This window comes from Lysinibacillus telephonicus (assembly GCF_039654155.1).
GTDB lineage: Bacteria > Bacillota > Bacilli > Bacillales_A > Planococcaceae > Ureibacillus > Ureibacillus telephonicus.
Genome location: NZ_CP155468.1, coordinates 987,656 through 1,009,289, shown reverse-complemented (window position 1 = coordinate 1,009,289; position 21,634 = coordinate 987,656). Strand labels below are relative to the sequence as shown.

The 21,634-nt window shown below is 34.5% G+C and carries 20 protein-coding genes; 8 read left to right on the top strand and 12 right to left on the bottom strand.

Features of this window, described 5'->3' with window-relative positions; genetic code table 11:
• Window positions 1-46: 46 nt before the first annotated feature.
• Both MKY04_RS04700 and MKY04_RS04695 read right to left on the bottom strand, forming a co-directional pair.
• A complete protein-coding gene (locus MKY04_RS04700) occupies window positions 47-1,039 on the bottom strand; it encodes a LacI family DNA-binding transcriptional regulator (protein ID WP_346235434.1) in 993 nt (330 codons plus the stop codon).
• 183 nt (window positions 1,040-1,222) lie between these two features.
• Window positions 1,223-1,498, bottom strand: coding sequence for an IDEAL domain-containing protein (locus MKY04_RS04695; RefSeq protein WP_126293716.1), 276 nt, complete (start codon window positions 1,496-1,498; stop codon window positions 1,223-1,225).
• A 339-nt stretch (window positions 1,499-1,837) separates the two neighbouring features.
• On the opposite strand from MKY04_RS04695, the gene MKY04_RS04690 reads away from it, so the two are divergent.
• The gene (locus MKY04_RS04690; protein WP_185807667.1) at window positions 1,838-2,344 is read left to right on the top strand and encodes a competence protein ComK; all 507 of its coding nucleotides are present in this window, start codon (window positions 1,838-1,840) and stop codon (window positions 2,342-2,344) included.
• Between the two features lie 176 nt (window positions 2,345-2,520).
• Here the strand turns inward: MKY04_RS04690 and MKY04_RS04685 are convergent, their stop codons facing one another.
• The 4 genes from MKY04_RS04685 to secA all read right to left on the bottom strand — a co-directional run bounded on the left by MKY04_RS04685 (window position 2,521) and on the right by secA (window position 8,844).
• Window positions 2,521-2,928 carry a hypothetical protein gene (locus MKY04_RS04685; RefSeq protein ID WP_126293718.1) on the bottom strand — a complete coding sequence of 136 codons (408 nt, stop codon included), beginning with the start codon at window positions 2,926-2,928 and terminating at the stop codon, window positions 2,521-2,523.
• A 781-nt stretch (window positions 2,929-3,709) separates the two neighbouring features.
• Window positions 3,710-4,924, bottom strand: coding sequence for an ISL3 family transposase (locus tag MKY04_RS04680; RefSeq protein WP_346234469.1), 1,215 nt, complete (start codon window positions 4,922-4,924; stop codon window positions 3,710-3,712).
• Window positions 4,925-5,099: 175 nt separating this feature from the next.
• Window positions 5,100-6,204 (bottom strand): peptide chain release factor 2 gene (prfB, locus tag MKY04_RS04675; RefSeq protein ID WP_410798868.1). Its coding sequence is split into 2 segments (ribosomal slippage): window positions 5,100-6,128 and window positions 6,130-6,204, totalling 1,104 coding nucleotides; the frame shifts between segments, so codons are not numbered across the junction.
• Window positions 6,205-6,336: 132 nt separating this feature from the next.
• Window positions 6,337-8,844, bottom strand: coding sequence for a preprotein translocase subunit SecA (gene secA, locus MKY04_RS04670; RefSeq protein ID WP_126293719.1), 2,508 nt, complete (start codon window positions 8,842-8,844; stop codon window positions 6,337-6,339).
• A gap of 248 nt (window positions 8,845-9,092) precedes the next feature.
• Between secA and MKY04_RS04665 the strand changes: the two genes are divergently transcribed.
• From MKY04_RS04665 to MKY04_RS04655, 3 genes are all read left to right on the top strand, one after another.
• The gene (locus MKY04_RS04665) at window positions 9,093-9,512 is read left to right on the top strand and encodes a VOC family protein (protein ID WP_346235433.1); all 420 of its coding nucleotides are present in this window, start codon (window positions 9,093-9,095) and stop codon (window positions 9,510-9,512) included.
• A 126-nt stretch (window positions 9,513-9,638) separates the two neighbouring features.
• Complete coding sequence (locus MKY04_RS04660) at window positions 9,639-10,208, top strand: hypothetical protein (RefSeq protein WP_346235432.1); 570 nt, start codon at window positions 9,639-9,641, stop codon at window positions 10,206-10,208.
• 133 nt (window positions 10,209-10,341) lie between these two features.
• Window positions 10,342-11,247, top strand: a complete 906-nt coding sequence (locus tag MKY04_RS04655) for a DMT family transporter (protein ID WP_346235431.1) — start codon at window positions 10,342-10,344, stop codon at window positions 11,245-11,247.
• Window positions 11,248-11,421: 174 nt separating this feature from the next.
• Here the strand turns inward: MKY04_RS04655 and MKY04_RS04650 are convergent, their stop codons facing one another.
• Window positions 11,422-12,594, bottom strand: a complete 1,173-nt coding sequence (locus tag MKY04_RS04650) for a DUF418 domain-containing protein (protein ID WP_346235430.1) — start codon at window positions 12,592-12,594, stop codon at window positions 11,422-11,424.
• 104 nt (window positions 12,595-12,698) lie between these two features.
• Here MKY04_RS04650 and MKY04_RS04645 point away from each other — a divergent pair, with 104 nt between their 5' ends.
• Together MKY04_RS04645 and MKY04_RS04640 are read left to right on the top strand one after the other, a co-directional pair.
• On the top strand, window positions 12,699-13,394 hold the full coding sequence (locus tag MKY04_RS04645) for a response regulator transcription factor (protein WP_126293724.1): 696 nt from the start codon (window positions 12,699-12,701) through the stop codon (window positions 13,392-13,394).
• Window positions 13,391-15,061: a HAMP domain-containing sensor histidine kinase gene (locus MKY04_RS04640; protein ID WP_346235429.1), complete on the top strand. Its 1,671-nt coding sequence runs from the start codon at window positions 13,391-13,393 to the stop codon at window positions 15,059-15,061. The genes MKY04_RS04645 and MKY04_RS04640 overlap by 4 nt, the downstream gene beginning before the upstream one ends.
• A gap of 350 nt (window positions 15,062-15,411) precedes the next feature.
• Here the strand turns inward: MKY04_RS04640 and MKY04_RS04635 are convergent, their stop codons facing one another.
• From MKY04_RS04635 to MKY04_RS04625, 3 genes are all read right to left on the bottom strand, one after another.
• A complete protein-coding gene (locus tag MKY04_RS04635) occupies window positions 15,412-16,812 on the bottom strand; it encodes a vWA domain-containing protein (protein WP_346235428.1) in 1,401 nt (466 codons plus the stop codon).
• A gap of 730 nt (window positions 16,813-17,542) precedes the next feature.
• Window positions 17,543-18,097 carry a ribosome hibernation-promoting factor, HPF/YfiA family gene (hpf, locus tag MKY04_RS04630; RefSeq protein ID WP_346235427.1) on the bottom strand — a complete coding sequence of 185 codons (555 nt, stop codon included), beginning with the start codon at window positions 18,095-18,097 and terminating at the stop codon, window positions 17,543-17,545.
• 113 nt (window positions 18,098-18,210) lie between these two features.
• Window positions 18,211-18,462, bottom strand: coding sequence for a PilZ domain-containing protein (locus tag MKY04_RS04625; RefSeq protein WP_346235426.1), 252 nt, complete (start codon window positions 18,460-18,462; stop codon window positions 18,211-18,213).
• A gap of 161 nt (window positions 18,463-18,623) precedes the next feature.
• On the opposite strand from MKY04_RS04625, the gene istA reads away from it, so the two are divergent.
• Together istA and istB are read left to right on the top strand one after the other, a co-directional pair.
• Window positions 18,624-20,054: an IS21 family transposase gene (gene istA / locus MKY04_RS04620; RefSeq protein WP_036176596.1), complete on the top strand. Its 1,431-nt coding sequence runs from the start codon at window positions 18,624-18,626 to the stop codon at window positions 20,052-20,054.
• Complete coding sequence (istB, locus tag MKY04_RS04615) at window positions 20,047-20,772, top strand: IS21-like element helper ATPase IstB (protein ID WP_346234634.1); 726 nt, start codon at window positions 20,047-20,049, stop codon at window positions 20,770-20,772. Before istA ends, istB begins: the two co-directional genes overlap by 8 nt.
• Here the strand turns inward: istB and MKY04_RS04610 are convergent.
• Both MKY04_RS04610 and fliS read right to left on the bottom strand, forming a co-directional pair.
• Window positions 20,755-20,973 (bottom strand): hypothetical protein, encoded by a 219-nt coding sequence (locus tag MKY04_RS04610; RefSeq protein WP_346235425.1) that lies wholly within the window; start codon window positions 20,971-20,973, stop codon window positions 20,755-20,757. The genes istB and MKY04_RS04610 overlap by 18 nt on opposite strands.
• A 220-nt stretch (window positions 20,974-21,193) precedes the next feature.
• Window positions 21,194-21,598, bottom strand: a complete 405-nt coding sequence (gene fliS, locus MKY04_RS04605) for a flagellar export chaperone FliS (protein WP_126293505.1) — start codon at window positions 21,596-21,598, stop codon at window positions 21,194-21,196.
• Window positions 21,599-21,634: the final 36 nt, after the last annotated feature.

The following is a 21,634-nucleotide window of genomic DNA, read 5'->3' as shown; positions in this document are numbered from 1 at the left end:
ATTCATTTTTGAATATATATAAAACAAACTTTTAAAAAAGTTTGTTTTATATTCTACGAGTCGTTTTTCTAGTATAAATTTTAACAGACTCCGTAATTTTAACGCAAGAGTTTTTTTTATTTTCAATCAATTCTATTAATTTATTAATAGCCAAAAAGCCTAAATTTTCTTTAGATATACTCCCCACAGTTGTTAGTTGAATGGATGCATGTTGACTAATGTCTACATTGTCTATACCGATAATACTAATGTCTTCAGGTACGCTTAAATTAGCATAAATGGCATCATCCATTAAATATAATGCAAGTGAATCTGAACCTGCACATATTCCTGTTGGCCTATTTTTCGAATGTATTAGTTTTTGAAACGCTCTTGAAACATCCATTTTTGAAGTATCTGTATGAATTATATATTCTGCTGAAACGGAATGTTGGTACTCTTTTATCGCTTTTAAAAACCCATGATATCGGTTATTAAATGTGCTCATTGTTAATGGACCGCCAACCCAAGCAATATTTGTATGACCAAGCTCAATTAGATGCTTTGCTGACAAATAACCTGCTTCAAAGTTATCTATTTCTACAAACTGACTATTATTTTTATGCTTGCGATTATATGTAATGAAAGGAATGTCCATTTTTTCTAACTTCTCAAAAATTGGATCATCTATTAAAATACACGATAAAATAATCCCGTCCACCTTTTGCTCAAATGCTGTTGCATAGGCTTCCGTTAGCTTCTTATCGTTTACAAACTGTACATTAACACGATACCCCTTTGAATTTGCATAATTCACAATGGCTGTAGTTGTATCGACGAAAAACGGATTATGTAATGGCCCTGATAAAAGAGCAATCGTGTAAGTCTTATTTTGGACGAGGGATCGAGCATGGGCATTTGGAATATAGTTTAATTCCTGGATTGCCTTCATTACTTTGTCAATTGTAGGCTTTTTAACTAGTTCTGGAGTGTTTAAAACACGTGAAACTGTTGTTTGAGATACTCCTGCATGTTTTGCAACGTCTTTTGAAGATACCAAAGACAGGACCCTCCTTTTGCTACTTTCTCTACTAATGTAACTATACATTGAATTTAATCAAGTGACTATCATCAATTTTTTGTAAAAAAATCAAATAAAAAGTCGCTAAAACCGAATTTGTCCAATTACTAGCAAGACATTCTTCTGTTCAGCGACTTTTTGATTTTTCATTTTATATTCATTTTAATTTATCGACTCTTGTGTTTCTTGGCTTTCTTCCATTTCCTGTGTTTCCTGCAATTCATTTAACTCTTTAGTGTAAGAATAAAAAGCATCTTTATTTCGTTCATCTAATGCATTATCGATGAGATCTTTTAACTGTTCAATTCTTTGCAATCTTTGCATCCGGTTTAAAAACAAGTCCAAATAAATGTCATTCAATAATTTTTCAGATTCATTTACATGTTGGTAGCTTCCTACTGCCTTAATAAAATCTGTATATGAATAATATTTATCCATCGATATCACCCCGATTCCCTTTTTTCTATTATAAAAAATCAAATTTCAATTTGCAATATATTCTGAAAAATAGGTGAATTTTTTACTACTTTGCTTTCTATTAGCTGTAGATTTACGGCTGAAGTTTCATACTTTTATACTTTATTTATTTTTTAATAGAAGTTTTAGGCATTCGATTATTATTTTGAAGTAATTAACCTTACAAAATAATGGGCCAAATTTTAAATTTGGACAGTTCCCTAAAATTTGTAAAATCAATGTTGAATTTGCTCGAAAAACATACTATTATGTTTTTATATCGACTATTTCCATTTTATAACAATGAAAAGGAGGATACCTATGTTGGAAAACGTAAATGTTGTCGATTATTATCATCTTTCGTTTAACAGTTACCTTATTGAACCGGTGAAACATGAGGACAAGCTTTTCTCGCGTGTTTATGACAAAACTGGAGAAGTAATTGTTGGAAGAAAACCAATTTACATCGTTCGTAAATCTTGTCAGGTGATGGGTAACAATTATAAAGCAGCTCGTGCGGTATCAAAACGATTTTTCGGTAAAGAAAAACATAAACTGCCAATCATTATTTCACATGATTATGGTATACCTTGTGTATTCTTCCCATTGCTTTCACCTGCTTCACCAAGCAATGTTTGGATAGGACTGCATGCAGTAACAAACATTCGTCGTTCCAAAGATTGTACAGAGATTACATTAAAGGATGGAAAAGAACTGTTGCTTAACGTTAATTACTCTTCCTTCTGCTCTCAATATGTCAGTGCATCTATGCTGCAAAAATACGCCACTAATGAGCGGTTAATTTTCCAAAATGAAATGCCTTTTTGAAAAAACTAATATAGCATACTGAAGTTGAAGGAAATGTATTATTAAGCTAAGCGTTCCGATAATCGCAAAAGTTTACAGCTTGCTTTAGTATGGAAACAGTTTTCAAAGTAAATTATGCAAACAGATATTTGCTTGCTTATGAAAAAACTATTTATTTGAAGCACCATGCGAACACTTTATTGATTCAAAATGGACTGGCTTTCAAAATGAATGTCCTTTTGAATAACGTTTGAGGCTTTGTTTAAGTAGAAGTTAAGCAAATGTTCAACATGATTTCGAAGGCGTATATTTGAATACCTTCTCACTTCCATCAATTGATGGTAATGAAAATGATACTCTGTAAACATTTCATCACGTTGCCCTTTCACTACTTTTAAACTACGATTTTTTAAATACGCCTTCGTTTTTTTTAAGTCTTCTTCAGCATTTCTTCTAGCTTCATCAATTAAAAAAATGTACGGTCGCTTTAATTTAAACTGCCCTGCCTCAATTTGTGCATGATCTTTTTCTAAAACGATTAGCAGCATTGGTAAATAAATAGCCGCTTCTAAATATGGGACAGTTTCAATGGGGATATGTGCCATCAAATAACCCTCCTAATCGAACATTTGTTCCTTTTATTATATTACATCAAACTCGAAAAAATGCAATCTTGTTATGATGGTGTTTTATGGAAGGGAAATGGATAAGTTGAAGATGGCATATGATGATGAGATAATAATTAAGTTTTGGTTACTTACTGCGGCTGGGTGTTAGGGGATTAAACCGTTAAATATGTAATATGACAATGAAGTAATTTAATTTTTTAAGCTTAGTATGGACCGTTCTAAAAGATTAAAAAATAACTTTTATCCTTTAATTGCCTGATAATGGTTTATTGAAAATACCAAAGTCGTAAGTTAATTCATGTGATACTTCTCCGTCTATTAATAATGATACTAAATAACTAATTGCTAAACCAAAAACAAATACTTCACTATAAGAAATCTACGTTGCAAAACGAGATTGTTCTCTCCCTTTCTATTCTCTTCTTCAATATAACTACCTCGATAGGTGAGGTGCTTTTTTAAAATCTAACCAAACTTTATACAATTTTGCTAATTTGTTAACAACATAACCCAATATAAAGATAATGAGCAGTAGGTATGCTATTCAGGGGAAGTTTAGTTTAGTAGTAAGTTATCTTAAATGGACACTTTATAGACCAGCTCAATCGTTTTCATAGGATGACTCACAATTAAGCCCTTTTCGATTCCTATAACTTCAAGTTCACTTCTTACTTCATAAGTTGTAACACACTATCAATCTAATTAAATTGGTTCTATGTCAAATGTTGGGGTGAAGTGATATTACACGGCACCCCGATTATCCTAAATGAACCCCAATTTTCTTATATAAATTATTTAATAAAATTTTCGCTTTAAAGTGTTCATAGCTTCTAAAACCATAAGCATTGCGCTTCAAAACTTTTGATTTATTATTAATTCCTTCTAAAAAACCATTTGAATATCCAAAACTTAAACTATTTAAAATTTCAACTTGCCAATTTTTTAGCGTTTGAATAGCCTTTAAAAATGCCGGAATATTTGCTTCTTCTACCTTTCGGTAAAAGGCTTCTAATCTTTTTTTTATTTCTATCAAATCATTTGAAGTTTTTGCCCAATCAAACCATTCGCAGTAAGCTTCTTTTAATTCATAGGCTTGCTTTAGTTCCTTCGACATTCCTATGTAACGATTTAAGTACCAACGATTCGTTTCTGTTAACTTATCAAATCGTTTATATAGTACATGACGCATTTTCTTACATTTCTTTCGATCATATGCATGCCATTCTTTTTGAACATTTCGACGTACTTCATCTAGTGCCCAGTAAATATAACGACAATAATGAAAGCGATCCGCAATAATAATCGGGCGATTTAACGCCTTCCTAACTGCTGCTTTAAAGCTTGGATTCATGTCCATAACCACAATTTCTACATCTGCACCGTATTTCATCAAGTAATCCTTAATGGTTTCTTTTCTACGATTTGGTAAAATATCAATTGGTTCATGTGTTTCCGCATTGGCAATAATTAATTGATAAGTTCCCGCATCGGTATCTGCTTTATATTCATCAATCGCGATACATTTTGGTAAATGAACCCCTTCATTTAATTGTTCCTTTACTACTTCTTTAAAGCGACGAATCACTGTTGAGCTTGATGTACCAAGTACTTCAGCTGCTTCTTTAAATGTTTTTGCCTTTATTGAACGGATTCGTACAACTTGATTCCATTCTTTCGAGAAACGTTGATATTTATCCACGAAAGGGGATTTTTCTGAAAAACGTTTCCCACATTGGCATACATAACGACGACGTTTATAAAAAAGGACGGTTAATCGTTCAAACCATTTTAAATGATTAATTTTTTGAATTCGATAATCATGGACTTTTGATGTTATATTCTTGCATGCCGGACATTGATGTTCTTTTTTTGGTATGGAAACGTGTAGAACAATACGTTCCCCCATCTCCTCCACCTTATGAACAGTTACACCTTTTAATCCTGGAATATTCATGTTAAAATTCATTTGCACGTATCACCTTTCATTGCTTGTTTCTAGACAATTCAAGTATATAGAAATCGGTGATTACGTGCTTTTTTATTTATGAATTTTTTCAAACCCCAACAAATATTATAGAGCCATTAAATTAATATAAAAGACCCTCCCGACAAAGGGAAAATCCCCGCCAGAAAGGTCTGTAAAAATATTATCCAATGCGTGAACGTAAGTAGGCATTAATAAAATCATCCAAATCTCCATCCATTACACCTTGGACATTGCCTGTTTCAAAATTAGTACGATGATCCTTTACCATTGAATATGGATGGAATACATAAGAACGAATTTGAGAACCCCAACCAATTTCCTTTTGTTCTCCACGAATCGCGTCAAGTTCTGCTTGTTGCTTCTCTATTTCAAGTTGATACAATTTCGCTTTTAACATGCTCATTGCTTTTTCACGGTTTTTAATTTGTGAACGCTCTGCCTGGCATGATACAACGACACCTGTAGGAATATGTGTAATACGAACAGCAGAGTCAGTCGTGTTAATATGCTGACCACCAGCACCAGTTGCACGATACGTATCAATTTTTAAATCTTCAGTTCGTACTTCAATCTCGATTTCATTGTTAAACTCTGGCATAACTTCACATGAAACAAAGGAAGTATGACGGCGTCCAGCTGAATCGAACGGAGAAATTCGCACTAAACGATGTACTCCCTTTTCCGCTTTTAAATAGCCGTAAGCATTATGACCTTGGATTAACAATGTTACGGATTTTATCCCCGCTTCATCCCCAGGCAAGTAATCCATTGTTTCTACTTTAAAACCGTGTTTATCGGCCCAGCGTGTATACATGCGCAGCAGCATCGAACCCCAGTCTTGTGATTCCGTTCCACCAGCACCTGGATGCAACTCTAAAATCGCATTGTTTTTATCATAAGGCTCACTTAATAACATTTGAAGCTCAAAAGCATCCATTTTCCGCTCAAATTCTTCCAACTCATTGCTAAGCTCCTCTTGCAATTCGTCATCTGGTTCTTCCTTTAAAAGCTCAAGCGTCATTTCTAAATTTTCTTGTGTAGTTACAAGGTCGTTAAATTCATTAACAATTGCTTTTAAACCATTTGCCTCATTAATTACCGTTTGCGCAGCATTTTGGTCGTTCCAAAAATCCGGCATTAACATCACTTCATCAAGCTCTTGAATACGTGCCTCCTTGTTTTCTAAGTCAAAGAGACCCCCTGAAGTCCGCCAATTTTGAGGCTGTAGTTTCCAACGTATTTCTTACATCTGCTAATTCAATCATGTAAATAAATCCTCCGTACTGTAAATTAAATTGAGAGAACCGCACCATCAAAAAGATGACTACGGTTCAAACTGTTTTTATACAAAAATAGTCTATGGTAACTTGATAAGTTCGCCATTATTTTTGAAAATCTTATTGCTCTGCACCATGACAGTTTTTATACTTCTTGCCGCTTCCGCATGGACATGGATCGTTGCGGCCAATATCTTCGGCTTTTCGAACAGGTTGTTTTTTCTTTGGTGCTGCCTCTTCTTTCGGATTTACAGCTTGACCTTTCGCTACTTCTTCACGTTCAAGGTTATTACGAATTTGAGCCTTCATTGCATATTTCGTAACATCTTCACGAATCGATGCAATCATCTCTTCAAACATCGCAAATCCTTCTTGTTCATACTCGCGTAAAGGATCCGTTTGACCGTAAGCTCGAAGGTGAATTCCTTGGCGCAATTGATCCATTGCATCGATATGATCTATCCATTTCGTATCAATAGAGCGCAGTAAAATTACCTTTTCAAACTCACGCATACGTTCTGGCGTTAGTTGCTCTTCTTTTTCATCATAGCGTTTTTGGACTTCTGAATAAATGAATTGAATCATTTCTTCTGGCGATTTTCCTTCAAGATCGCTTGCTTTAATAGCACCCTCTTCTAAAAGATTCGCTTGAATGTAGTCCTCGATTGCTTTGAAGTTCCACTCTTTTTGATCGCCCTGTGTATGAATACCTACAATCGTCTCGATTGACTCTTGAATCATATTTTCAACAAGAGCCCGCATATTTTCTGTTTCAAGAACATCGCGACGTTCTTTATAGATTACCTCACGTTGTTGACGAAGAACATCATCATATTGCAATAATCGTTTACGTGCATCGAAGTTATTTCCTTCTACACGTTTTTGTGCAGATTCAACTGCTTTAGATACCATACCAGATTGAATTGGTTGTGAATCGTCCATCCCAAGTTTAGTCATCGCATTTTTCATTCTATCAGTACCGAAACGACGCATTAAGTCGTCTTCAAGCGATAAATAAAATTGCGTTACCCCTGGATCCCCTTGACGACCAGAACGACCACGCAGCTGATTATCAATACGGCGAGATTCATGGCGTTCTGTACCAATTACGGCTAAACCGCCAAGCTCTAATACACCTTCGCCAAGCTTAATATCAGTACCACGACCTGCCATGTTTGTCGCGATTGTAACAGCACCTTTATTACCTGCATTTGCGATAATTTCTGCTTCTCGCTCATGGTTTTTCGCATTTAATACATTGTGAGGAATTTTATGTTTATCAAGTAATTTCGAAATAATTTCTGATGTTTCAATGGCAACTGTTCCAACTAATACAGGTTGCCCAGCCTTATGACGCTCTGCAATATCCGCCGCAACTGCGTTAAATTTACCGTTCATTGTGGCAAAAATTAAATCCGGTTTATCATCACGCGCGATTGGTTTATTTGTTGGAATAACAACAACCTGCATATTGTAAATGTTACGGAACTCTTCTTCCTCTGTTTTGGCTGTACCTGTCATCCCAGACAGTTTTTCATACATGCGGAAGTAGTTTTGGAACGTAATTGTAGCCATTGTCATCGATTCATTTTGAATTTCTACGCCTTCTTTTGCTTCAATCGCTTGGTGGAGACCATCAGAATAACGGCGCCCCTTCATTAAACGACCTGTAAAGCCATCAACGATAATAATTTCACCATCTTGCACAACATAATCTACATCTCGGTGCATCGATACATGTGCTTTTAACGACTGATTAATTGCATGAAGCAGACGAACATGTGTTAAATCAAAAAGATTATCAATACCGAAAGCTCTCTCTGCTTTTCCGATACCGTTTTCCGTCAATGTAACACCTTTAGTTGTTTCATCATATGTGTAATCTTCTTCTGCTTTTAACATACGAACAAACGCATTTGATTGAACATAAAGTTTCGCTGTTTTTCCAGATTGCCCAGAAATAATAAGTGGTGTACGTGCTTCGTCAATTAAAATTGAGTCAACCTCGTCAATAACTGCATAGTATAAAGGCCGTTGAACACGTTCTTCTTTGTAAAGCACCATGTTATCACGCAAATAGTCGAAACCTAATTCATTGTTTGTACTATATGTAATATCAGCAGCATAAGCTTCACGTTTTTCTTCTTTTGAAAGGCTATTTAAATTTAATCCAACAGATAAGCCTAGGAAATTATAAAGTTGTCCCATTTCGTTCGCATCACGGCTTGCCAAGTATTCGTTTACTGTAACAACATGTACACCTTTGCCTGTTATGGCATTTAAGTATACCGCCATAGTGGAAGTTAATGTTTTCCCTTCCCCTGTTTTCATTTCTGCAATATTACCTTCGTTCAATGTTGCAGCACCCATAATTTGCACACGGAACGGATACATGCCTAGAACACGGCGCGACGCCTCACGACAAACTGCAAATGCTTCTGGAAGCAATTGCTCTAATGTTTCCCCATTTTGATAACGCTCTTTAAATTCCGTCGTTTTTTCTTTTAAATCTTCATCATTTAGCTGCTCCATTTGAGAAGCAAGCGCCTCAACTTGATCAGCAATTTTATTTAATTTTTTAATTTCTTTTTTATTTAAGTCAAAAATTTTATTTAATATGTTTGCCATGAATTATTTTCACTTCCCATATAGTCTCAGTTTTCATTTTAGCATTACCTATATACTAGGTGCAAATGACCTTCTCCCTTTTTATTCTCGTTCTTCAAGTAGTAAAACGATTCAGGTACAATTTTGAAAAATTTTTTTGAAATTTTGAAGGGATTTTTTACTACTAGATTAAATTATTCAAGAGTGGGTATAAGATAATATGCAGGATATTAAAATGCAAATAATATGGATAAGGAGTGTTGGAACAAGTGGCAGTTGAAGCATATTTAGTTTTCAATGGAAATTGTCGTGAAGCAGTAGAGTTTTACTCAAAAGTATTTAAGACTGAAGCACCTAATATTATGACATTTGGAGACTCACCACAGGACCCAAGTTATACAATGCCCGAGGAAGCAAAAAATTTAGTTATGCATGCTAATTTAATCATTGCAGGCAGCAGAGTTATGTTTTCCGATACTTGGCCAGGCTCTCCGTATGTTGTGGGTAACAATGTAACTGTAGCTCTTGTTAGTGAAGATGAAGCACTCCTTCGCTCTGCCTTTGAAGGATTAAAAGAAGGCGGCACTGTTAAAATGGAACTTCAAGAGACGTTTTGGAGCAAAGCTTTTGGAATGGTAAAGGACAAATTTGGTGTTGAATGGCAAATTAGTTTAGAAAGCGGAGAATAATTTAATACATTATGAAATTAGCCTACAGCAGACTTTTTTGGTGCTATAGGCTTTTTTATATAGGGCTGGTTTTTTGGAATTGCATCTAAAATCACGACGTAAATATTCCAAAAGCGTAAAAAAGCTGTGAAACCACGTAAAAACTATTCAAAAGCACGTAAATATTTCTGCAAAACACGTAAATATCACCCAAAACCGCGTAAATATTCCAAAACGCGTAAAAAAGCTGTGAAACCGCGTAAATACTGTTCAAAAGCACGTAAATATTTCTGCAAAACACGTAAATATCACCTAAAACCGCGTAAATATTCCAAAACGCGTAAAAAAGCTGCGAAACCGCGTAAATACTATTCAAAAGCACGTAAATATTTCTGCAAAACACGTAAATATCATCCAAAATCGCGTAAGTATCCCAAAACGCGTAAAAAAGCTGCGAAACCGCGTAAATACTATTCAAAAGCACGTAAATATTTCTGCAAAACACGTAAATATCATCTAAAATCGCGTAAGTATCCCAAAACGCGTAAAAAAGCTGCGAAACCGCGTAAATATTCCAAAACGCGTAAAAAAGCAACGAAACCGCGTAAATACTATTCAAAAGCACGTAAATATCTCTTCAAAGCACGTAAATATCACCTAAAACCGCGTAAATACTCCCATCACTTAAGAAACATCACACTAAAGAAACCCCTATAAAGACATTACCTATAAATTTATCAAAAATCCCCCAGCTATTAATATAAGCAAAAAGCTTTTATATGAAACGTTCCATTCCAAGCATATACCGCATACATTGGGGATATGTCATAAATGGCAGGAGGGCTGTTTGATGGGGAATGAAAGCAGAAAAATTGTTTCTTATTCTTTGTTAGCGATATTAATTGTTGTTTGGGGTGCAAGCTGGCCAATCTATAAATTCGCAGTCTCTTTAATGCCGCCACTTTTATTTGCCGGTGTTCGAGCTTTTTTTGGGGGAATTATTCTACTTTTGATAGCATGGAAAAATCGCCATTTACTTAATTTCAAAAAAAATTGGGTTTACTATATTATTTCTGCCATTTTAAATATTGTCTTTTATTTAGGAATACAAACAGTTGGACTTATTTATTTGCCTGGTGGATTGTTTTCCGTTCTCGTCTATTTTCAACCAGTGCTTCTTGGAATTCTCGCATGGTACTTTTTAAAAGAAGAGATGACCATTTCGAAAATAGTTGGTCTCATTATAGGATTTATTGGAATTATCTTCGTTAGTGTCGATGGACTAATTATTCATCTGTCTGCAATAGGGGTTATTTTAGCTCTTGCAACTGCATTAAGTTGGGCAATTGGTGTCGTTTATGTAAAGAAAAATCGCGACAAAGTTAATTCCTTCTGGATGGTAGTCATGCAGCTTATAATTGGTGGAGGCATCTTATTAATTGGTGGTTTGATAACCGAAGATATAAATCAAATTGTTTGGAATAAAGGGCTGATCTTAAGTTTAATATGGGGAACAACTGCTGGAATGGCAGTTGCTCAAGTCATTTATTATAAGTTGATGAACGAAGGTGAAGCGAGTAAAGTTGGGGCATTTACATTCTTAGTTCCGATTCTTTCCGTTTTTATTAGTGCATGGTTCTTAAATGAAAGTATTACAATGAATTTATTTTTTGGAATGTTATTAGTAGGTATCAGTATTTACTTAGTAAACGCTCAACGTAAGCAATTTTTGTTGAAGGAAATTAGGAAGGAATAATCTACGTATAAAACGCCCCAATTGTCTTAATAACAATTGGGGCTGATCGTACATTAATTTTCTCTATGAATTTTCAATATAAAACCTTAACTTAAATAAGTAGCAAATGCCACAATAATCCCTGCAACGAAAATCATTAATAAATAAAACCACCAAGTGTCTGTAAATTCTTCTTTATTCTCCCGCATGAATGGGTTTCACTTCCTTCACTTTCGTTTTACCGCTCAATGAAAAATTCGTCCACATACGTAAAATTACTTCTAGCGGGCCTCGTTTTAATTTCTTTAAGTAAAGTGTACTTGCAAAACACTGGAGGCTATACACGACAAGTCCTATTAAAACGCCCGTAGCAACACCCAGTTGACCATAAAAACCTAACCCATAACCATAAAAGACAAGGGTACAGATTATCGTTTGCAAAATGTAGTTTGACAGCGATAACTTCCCGACATTTTCAAAAATCTTGCGAACACGTGTGAAAATCTCCGTTCTATATATTAATGCAAAGAAGCTAATGTAACCTATTGATAGTATAATTGAGCCTCCTAGTAAGAAAATGCTTGACCAATCATTTTCTATTTGACTAAGTGCCTTAAAGATTAGTCCAATAGGTACGAAAAATGAGCCAATTACATACCACTTTCGTTCCTTATCCATATCTTCAAATGCGCGAATCTTCGCAAGTCCCATTCCAAATAAAAACATTGGTGCATACATTAATGGCGCGAAGAAAAGTAACATAATGATAAGGATTGGATCTTCAAATCCAGGAGGCATAACATTATTTCGGAAATCGTAAATTTCATCGTAGCTTCCATTTGCCATTATTACATTTGATTTCTCAACATACTGCATCATTTCTTGCTGTTCTTTTTCCGTTTCTTCTACTTGCCCATAACCTGTGGCTATTGTTAAAGCAAATAGTACAAAAGCCCAGATAAAAAGTGTTTTCGGCTTTCTATTTATAAACGGGATGAGCAAAAGCATAATGCCTCCGTAAAATAATAAAATATCCCCCTCCCATAAATAAGTGGCATGTAGCAACCCAAGTACAATTAATCCGATGCTTCGGCGAACTATCGACCAGCGACTTTTTCTTCCCTTTTTCCTAATAGACTCTACTAATTTAATGAGAGAATAACCAAAGACTACTGTAAAGATTGGCATTGCAGAACCTTCGACTGCGATTTTCACAAACTTTAATGCTCCTTCATCCAAAAAAGATGAAGAATTTATATATTCTTTTCCAAACATGCCATATTGGAAAATTAATAAATTCGCAAGTAAGATGCCAAGAAGACTAAATCCCCTTAAACCATCTATAAAAGAAACTCTTTTCGATTCCATCTTTTTACTCCTTTATGATAATTTATAAATATAATGTAATATTGGAATCTTATGCTAACATAATAGCTATCTTAAAATAACCTTAAATTAGTAGGTGGGAACTTATGAATTGTGCATCTATCTTAGTGTTGGAAGACGAACGAGCCATTTCAGACATGGTTGAAATTATCTTAAGAAAGGAAGGATTTCAACACATACATATTTGTGAAAATATTAAAAAATGCAGGGAACTCGTAGAACGGCATACATATGATTTTTATTTATTAGATATCATGCTTCCAGATGGGAGCGGTTTGGATATTGCAGAAATAATTCGGCAAAACAGCGATGCGCCTATTTTCTTTTTAACGGCAAAATGCAGTGATGCGGATAAACTTCGTGGATTTATGAATGGAGCAGATGATTATATTACAAAACCTTTTAATCCATTAGAGTTGGTTGCGCGTATTAAAGCTCAATTAGGTCGATATTTAAAACAAAAGAAACAAACTCCAACCCTCTTTCAATTTGACCGCTTTACATTTGACTCTGAGGCTGCAGAACTGTGGGTGGACGGTCAACGTGAAATTATCAATGGCAGACTCTTTTATTTACTGTCATATCTTTGTGAAAACGCAGGACAGGTATTGTCTAAGGAACAAATTTATCAACACGTTTGGGGGGATTTTTTATTTGATGACAATACCGTTATGGTCCATATTCGAAAACTGCGAGAAAAAATTGAAAAGAATCCAAGTAAACCAACATGCATTGTAACAGTACGAGGGGTAGGCTATAAACTTGTTGGTGATGGAAAATGAAATCTTCAAGTAAATTAACCATTCGATTTATTTTATATTTTATTTTATTTTACCTCTTTATTATCATTGGAACGATTGGGAGCATTGTAGCGTTTTTCTTTTATATTAGTGGAAATACGGGGAACGATATTCATTTATTTGATGGATTTGAATTTGAAGATGAAATTATTAAAGAAAAGAATAGTTACAAATTATCAGATTATCTTATAGAACAGGCGGAAGACAATAGTGGTCAGCTATATCTTGTAAACAACGCAATGAAAGTATTAGATTACACTGGGGAAACTTGCGAGCTTTGTAACATGACAAAGGAAGAAATTTTGGCGTTGGATACAAAGGGGTTGCATACATGGAAACTTTCAAACCACTATTTGCTTTTTGTACCGAAATCCCCACTGGAGCCTTTATTTAATAAAATTAATATGGAATGGACTTCAACAGCTAGCTTTTCATCCTCATTACAAAAGGAGTTAGAGAAGCATAATATTTCCGTTGAACTTTACGATGAAAGATGGAAGCGCGAAACACTCTTTGGAGAGAGCAAACCGCTAGTTCACTTGCCTGATATCGTACAAAACAACTCCGATATTTTTGAACAAAAGGAATGGTTGTCGGCTAAATCTCTATCGGATGGCTCAACCCTTGTAGCACGTATGCCTAATGATTATTATCAACCTTTTGAAGAACACTTTAATAAAGGAATGCTAATGCTTATTTTCTTCTTTGTAGTGTTCCATATCATTTTATTAATTGGGATTATCCTTTTATCATTTGGCATCTCTAATCGATTTGTTAGACCTATCGTTTACATTTTATCTCGAATAGGAAAACTAGCAAAATTTGATTACAACAAATCAATAGATGAACGGATTCATCACAAGAAAACAGGTAAATTAAAAAGGAAATATAAACTATTCCAACCTATAGATGATTCCATTGATAATTTAACAAATCGTTTAGCTTATAACGAACGTCAAATAAAACGGGCAGAACAACTTCGGGAAGAATGGATTACCGGGCTATCGCATGATCTAAAAACCCCATTAAGTTCAATTTACGGGTATTCTACTATGCTTTCATCAAGCGATTATAACTGGTCGTCCGAGGAAACTCGTGAATTTGCCGCAACAATGCGAGAAAAAGCAAATTACATGGATGCCTTAATTCAAGATTTAACTTATACGTATCAATTAAAAAATAAGGCGGTCCAATTGAGTCTTGAAAAAGTTGATTTGGCTAAATGGCTGGCACAGTTTCAAGATGATCAAGTATCTGTTCAAACAAGTGGAAATGTAATAATTGAAGCAGATAAATTGCTGCTTTATCGAATAATTGAAAACATAGTCGGCAATGCCAAAAAGCATACACCTACAGGTACCCCCATAAAGATTACAGCTTGGGAAGAAAATTTTAGTGTCATATTAAGTGTTAAAGATTATGGTTCAGGTATACCACAAGAAGATTTAGATAATCTATTTGAACGTTATTATCGTGGCACCAATACAACTGATGATTTAAACGGCACTGGATTAGGTCTTGCAATAACAAAACAGTTAATAGACATGCACAATGCAGAAATTGATGTGTTATCAAATGAAGGTGGAACAGAGTTTAAAATACGATTTGGCAAAGCAAATAACTTTAAGGATATGGAAGGCGGCATTTAGGTAATAATTTTGAGATTATTTAATTCAATGCCTAAATCATTAAACAACTGACATAGTGAAAACAGTTTCCAACTTCGTTTCGAGACTAAATTCTTCAGAATAAATCACCAAAAGCTCCCCCTATGCCTGTTAGCCATAGGGGGAGCTTTTCTCCTAATTCTACTTTTCTATTATTCGATAGCAAGCATTTTACTTAATTAAGAACATATTTTAAATAGCTCAAAGGTGGTCCATACCCTTCTTGTGGTATATCTTTTGTAAACGTATCAATTAAAATGCCATCTGTTATCGTTTCATATATAGCATCGGTTCGTATTTTTACACGATATTTATCGTAAGAAATGATAATTTTAAGATGTAGTTGTATTTGTAAGATATTTTTCTTCTAATGCTTTAAGCGCTTCAGCGTGATTCATTTCATTTATTTCTTTTAATTCGTCCCGTAATTTGTCATACTCATCTTCAATCCAAGCATGATATTCTTTATTTTTCTTCTGTAAATAATCATGGGATTCACGGGACATTTTATTTTTTTGTTGATATAAATACGTTAACGTAAAGCCAACCTCTTGCCTTTCGTCTATCCATTTTCCAAACTCTTTTGAATGATAACTAAAAATATCTAGAGAGTTATCGGTTTTATAATAATTAATCCAACCCTCTTCAGACGTTTTCCACTGTTTCCACTTCAAAGCTATCTCATTTGCCTCATTTAATTGCTCTTGAAGACCTTGTGCATCTGCCACATTTTCGTAAGTACCTTCCACCGCAGTCGCAATTTCCTGTAACTGCTTTTGACCTTCTTGATCTACATTAAATCCAATTACATTTACAATCGGTGTAATATCGGAATCATACAAAGCTTTTGCTGCTCCAACTGGATCATCATCACAAGTTGAGATACCATCACTTACCAAGTAGACAATATTTGTATTTGAGTCTCCTTTTAAGGATGCTAAATCTTTTTTCGCCTCATTTAATGCATGGCCAATTGGAGTCCATCCTGCCGGTACTGCTTTTGAAAGAGCCTGTTCAAAGTTTGCTGCATTATAATTACTTAATGGATAAATCAGTTCACTGCTGCTGCAAGACAAAGCCTTATCTGAATCATTTCCAGTACCTTTATGTCCGTATATACGTAAACCAACATTTGCATCCCCAGGCAAGGTTTTAACAAATTCCGTAATAGCCTTTTTAGCAGCATCCATTCTCGTTACACTGCCCTCATAATTGGCCATACTGCCTGAAGCATCTAAAATAACCATTACATTTAAATTTTCCTTAAATTGATAGCGTGGATCTTCAATATCCGGGCTTCCAATTGTTTGAAATTTTAACTGCTCTATTAAATCTCCCGGACCCTCAAAATCTTGTTGAAAAACAGATAAAATTGCCTCGTAGTACCGATCTAATTCTTCAGTAGTTGGGTTGTCCGATATATCCGGAAGATTTTTCGTCAGTTCATCTGTTAATTGTTTTCCTTCATCTTCGAGTCTATTAATATATTTTGTATAGCCTGAAGGAAGTTTTTCAAGTTCCTCTAAAGTAGTTGGAAGTGGAGAACCTACTATAACATTCTCATTTTCACTTTGTTCCTCAACTTCCGTTGCTTCTTCTTTAACATTAGACAGTTCTTCTGACTCAACTTCAGTTTCTGCCTCTTCTGATTCATTAGTTGTTGTTTGTTCCTGATTACATCCAGCAAGTAAAATGAATATGATAACTAATAGAAAACTGTACCTTTTATACAAATCTTTCAACTCCTTTCTAACTCTAATCTACCATTAACTAATCGATTAATTGAACCATATAGCCCACTTACTGCCGTTAAATTAATCCCTAAAACTAAAAATTAATAAAACGGCTATTCCAACGAATTGTTAAGCACCTTTTCTTTTACCGGCATAAGTAATATTGAACTAACAATTATTACAATAGCAGTAATAGCCTGCAATCATATCATCACTTCAAAGAAAGATAACAGCATATAGTTTACTTCTATATACCCCTACGTTTTACTAATTTCGATCTTGGGTAATGATGGAATTCCTCATTACATTTTTCAGTATAGGGAACTTAGAAATGTTGTCAAAGACAGTCAAGAGAACAAAGAGTTTTTTCCTAGACTAATAGACATATGAAAATAGTTACGTTTACCAATAATGATTTTTATGATATTTATGTAAGCGCTGTTATTTGTCGGAATTTCTGTTTAAATAAGTTCAATCAGCATATAAAAATTTGAAAAAATAAGCCCAAATAATCATTTTAATATTTTTCTTAATTTTTAGTATGTATCTTGAATATGAGAAAAATAGATTCATAATAGTTTAAAGGTAGTATTAAACGGAGTTTTGTTAATATTTCAAGGATAATTTAATATATTGTTGTAGTATGATAATCAGGAAGAAAACAAAAAGTAGAACTTTTGCCCATAATAAAAACTCCCAGAATAGTCCGGGAGCTTATATGATTTAAGGCTTAGTTTGTTTCAATTAATCCATATTTTCCATCACGGCGTTTGTAAACGATATTTGTGCCGTTTGTTTCAGCATCTGTAAAGATATAGAAGTCGTGTCCAAGTAAATTCATTTGAAGAATCGCTTCTTCAGAATCCATTGGTTTTAAATCGAATTGTTTTGTTCGAACAACTGGGAATTCTTCTTCTTCACTCGATCCATTTTGGCCATTAACGACTTCGTTTGCAAAATAAACACCTGTTCCTTCACGTTCACGGAACTTACGGTTTACTTTTGTTTTATGTTTACGTATTTGTCGTTCTAATTTATCGACGATTAAATCGATAGCTGCATACATATCAACATGTCGTTCTTCTGCACGGAGAGTGACATTTTTAAGAGGAATCGTCACTTCAACTTTAGTTTGCTTATCATTGTACACTTTCAAATTCACGTTAGCGTTTGCATTGACACCGTTACTAAAATAACGTTCAATTTTTTCAATCTTGCTTTCAACGTAGTCGCGAATCGCTGGAGTTACCTCAATGTTTTCACCACGAATGTTAAAGTTTAGCATGTAAACTCCTCCTTTTGTTACACCTATGTAAATATATATTCGCCATAGGTTTAAAAAAATCCTACCACTACAGAGAAATCTTTTCCATGTTTCGACATCGCCTTCACAAAATTTTAATATTTTATTTTTGTAAATTTATCTTGAAGAACTTCCTTTTTTCGTCGTTGCTTCATTTCACTAATAATAAGTTCATCAATATTCTCATCTTCATGGAATAAAACCCCAAACTGACTGCCGTTTGCATATGGCTTGCTCCAAACAATTTCACCAGTTGCCCGAATCATTGTCACATCTAGAATAAATTGAACTTCAATCTGTAGAGTAGTATTTTTTAAATATTCCCCAATTTTCGCTTCTGAAAACATTTTAATTCCTCTTGGTGTTTATTGCAAAATAAAAGTGCAGACTTGTGCAAAGAATTTGTACAGAGTCTAGCACTTTTTTAGTGCAAAAAAATAGACTTGCCAGCCACCCCAAGTCATTCTACTGTTAAAGTGTCGAATTTTAGCAGTGGAGGAATGAAAGGATGCTAGCAATGTCTGAAATTAATTGTATCAAAACATTAAGAAATGAAAAAGGATTATCGATATCTACAATTGCGGAAACTTTATCCATCAATTGGAGAACAGCAAAAAAATATGGTGATAAGGATCAACTACCTCAAGTAAAAACACAAATAAAGAAAGGAATGATGTATGACGAAAAATGGGGAGAAATCGTAAGTGATTGGCTTGAAGAGGACTCAAAAGTAAAGAAGAAATTAAGAAGAACTAATAAGCAAATGTATGAAGCCTTGGGAAAAATGGACTTCAAAGGTTCTTATCGAACAGTCTGTAACTTTATAGAGGAATGGAGAGCTAATAGAGATGATGAAATTTCCAAGGGATTTGAACGATTAACACATCCTGAAGGAGAAGCTCAAGTTGATTTTGGGATAATGGAAGCTGTTCATGAAGGGGAAATAGTAGATGTACATGCACTAGTAATGTCATTTCCAGCAAGTAATGTCGCATTAGGAATCCCCCTTCCTTCTGAAAACCAAGAGTGCTTTTTAAGTGGGCTGAAGAAACTTTTTAAACAAGCTGAAGGCGTACCACTTAGTATTAGAATCGATAATCTAACACCTGCGGTGAAAAAAGTGCGTGGTTCCGAAGGAGAAGCACAGTTAACTGATGAATTCATTGCTTTTCAAAATCATTATGGCTTTAAAGTTCAAGTTTGTAATCCCCGAAGCGGTCATGAAAAAGGAAATGTGGAACGGAAAGTTGGTTATATTCGATACAACTTCTTTAGTGTCCCTCCTGTAATGAAGGACTTTGAAGATTTAGAAAATCAGTTATCTGAGAGATTAGTAGAAGACCGTAAACGCATGCACTATCGCAAGGGTGAAATGATAGAAATTTTATGGGAGAGTGAACAGAAGCAATTATTAAAGTTACCTGAAAATGATTATCCAGTTTTTAAACAAATGCCAATCAAATTTAATAAATATAACGAATTCAAATTGGATCAACATCTCATTCATGTGCCAAAGGCGAAGAACTATTCGCAGTTATATTGCGTTACTTTTTGGGATCAGTTTAAGGTCATAACAAATAATGGTGAAGTAATTTTAAGTGATTCAAGACCATATATGAAAAAGCGTAGGTTTATACCTTGGATTGATATATTCAAAGACTGGCTACTTAAACCGAGAGTAGTTGGCCATTCAAGATATACAGAGTACCTACCGGTACGTATAAGGGAATATTTATTAGTCCCATCCTTATCTTTACGGAAACGGAGAATCGAAGAAGTTATTACCCTACTACTTCAGCATGATATGAAGGAAATTGATAGCCAATTTTATGAGTTAATAGCCAATAATGATAAGCTTTCTTCTCATCCTTATGATGTAGAGTGGTCACAGTATGATGCTCTACAGCCAGTAACATCGGGGGTGAGTGAAAATGAATGAAACGATCGAACATTTATGTAAGCAACTTAGATTAGCTCATATCGCTGAGGGGTTCGAGGAAATTCCATTTACAACACCAGATGAATTTGTCTATAAATTATTACTAAAAGAACGAGATGGCCGTGAACAGGCGAAAGCATCTAGAAACATTAAAAAAGCACGATTTTTAGATTACAAAGTACTAGAAAACTATGAATGGCATAAAGATATTTGTCTCCCCTCACATTTAACGAAAGAGGAATTGATGAACCTAGATTTTATACATCGCCATGAGAACATAATTTTAGTCGGAGCACCTGGAACCGGTAAAACTCATTTAGCCTCCGCTTTAGGCCGAAGAGCCTGTGAGATGGGGTTTGAGGTTCGATTCTATCGAGTTTCTCATTTAGTTGAAGAGTTAGAGGATGCTTTAAGTAGTGGTCGTTTAACAAGCTTTAGAAAAAAATTAGAAAAAGTGGATGTCATTATTTTAGATGAAATGGGATATGTACCATTTGGAAAAGATGGTGCAGAGCTGCTATTTCAAATTATCTCAGAGTGTTATGAGCAAAAAAGTTTGATAATTACATCAAATCTAGAATTTAGTCAGTGGAATCGAATATTCGCAGATTCACGTTTAACAGCAGCACTGGTGGATCGTTTGATTCACCATGCCCACATTATTTCATACACGGGGCAAAGCTTCCGTTTAACAAATGCTTTATCGAAGAAATTGTAAAAATACTGGGTGGCAACACTCTGTATAATTAATTGCAAATCTCTGCACTTTTTTCTTGCAAAATACACTTGGGCTAATATCTATGATTTTACACTCATAGGGTTCAAAATTAATATCCCTGCCATTAAGCTTTAATTTAATTTTAGCATCTATCGCTTCATTAAATACGAAACGAAAACCTTCCTGCCTTTTAAAATTCATATTGTTTTCCCCCAAAAATATCAAATCAACTAACATCAAACGTAACGAAATATTTGCACAAAGTCTACTAGACTATTTGCTATATTTTCCAACCTCTATATTTAGGAATTTTCGTAGTATTTTAACTGTAAATAATATAGAAAAAAGTTGCTTGTTGTATATTTCATCCAAATAAAAAGCCTTACACCATGAAATGATGATGCAAGGCTTCGTGAATTTATTAAACTTGTTGCGTATTGCTATATTGCTGTTGACGAGTAATTTGAATAACTTGCTTCCATGTATCACGGAATTCAGTAGTTAAACCAATTACTTCATCAATAATTGCCGTATCATTTTTTAAATTTGCTTCAATAAGACGGCGATTCATATATTCGTAAAGTGGAAGCATTTGCTTTGAAATATCATAATCCATATTTAAGGTTGACATAAGCTCAGAGATGATGGCTTGTGCCTTTTGTAAGTTTATATTTTTTTCTTGAATATTTTTTTCTTCGATTGCTTTATTCGCCTTTGTTAAAAATTTAAGACAGCCGTTATATAACATTAACGTCAATTCTCCAGGCGAAGCAGTTGTCACACTATTTTGTTTGTAAGCATTAAGTGCGGAATTTTGTACTGCCAATATAAGACACTCCTTTTGAGGGACACTGTATAGTTC

Bases quoted from the DNA above. Each gene is read 5' to 3' on its own strand.
- MKY04_RS04695 (WP_126293716.1), bottom strand. From the start codon at position 1,498: ATGGATAAATATTATTCATATACAGATTTTATTAAGGCAGTAGGAAGC.
- MKY04_RS04690 (WP_185807667.1), top strand. From the start codon at position 1,838: ATGTTGGAAAACGTAAATGTTGTCGATTATTATCATCTTTCGTTTAAC.
- MKY04_RS04685 (WP_126293718.1), bottom strand. From the start codon at position 2,928: ATGGCACATATCCCCATTGAAACTGTCCCATATTTAGAAGCGGCTATT.
- secA (WP_126293719.1), bottom strand. From the start codon at position 8,844: ATGGCAAACATATTAAATAAAATTTTTGACTTAAATAAAAAAGAAATT.
- MKY04_RS04655 (WP_346235431.1), top strand. From the start codon at position 10,342: ATGGGGAATGAAAGCAGAAAAATTGTTTCTTATTCTTTGTTAGCGATA.
- MKY04_RS04650 (WP_346235430.1), bottom strand. From the start codon at position 12,594: ATGGAATCGAAAAGAGTTTCTTTTATAGATGGTTTAAGGGGATTTAGT.
- MKY04_RS04645 (WP_126293724.1), top strand. From the start codon at position 12,699: ATGAATTGTGCATCTATCTTAGTGTTGGAAGACGAACGAGCCATTTCA.
- MKY04_RS04640 (WP_346235429.1), top strand. From the start codon at position 13,391: ATGAAATCTTCAAGTAAATTAACCATTCGATTTATTTTATATTTTATT.
- hpf (WP_346235427.1), bottom strand. From the start codon at position 18,097: ATGCTAAACTTTAACATTCGTGGTGAAAACATTGAGGTAACTCCAGCG.
- MKY04_RS04625 (WP_346235426.1), bottom strand. From the start codon at position 18,462: ATGTTTTCAGAAGCGAAAATTGGGGAATATTTAAAAAATACTACTCTA.
- istA (WP_036176596.1), top strand. From the start codon at position 18,624: ATGCTAGCAATGTCTGAAATTAATTGTATCAAAACATTAAGAAATGAA.
- istB (WP_346234634.1), top strand. From the start codon at position 20,047: ATGAATGAAACGATCGAACATTTATGTAAGCAACTTAGATTAGCTCAT.
- MKY04_RS04610 (WP_346235425.1), bottom strand. From the start codon at position 20,973: ATGAATTTTAAAAGGCAGGAAGGTTTTCGTTTCGTATTTAATGAAGCG.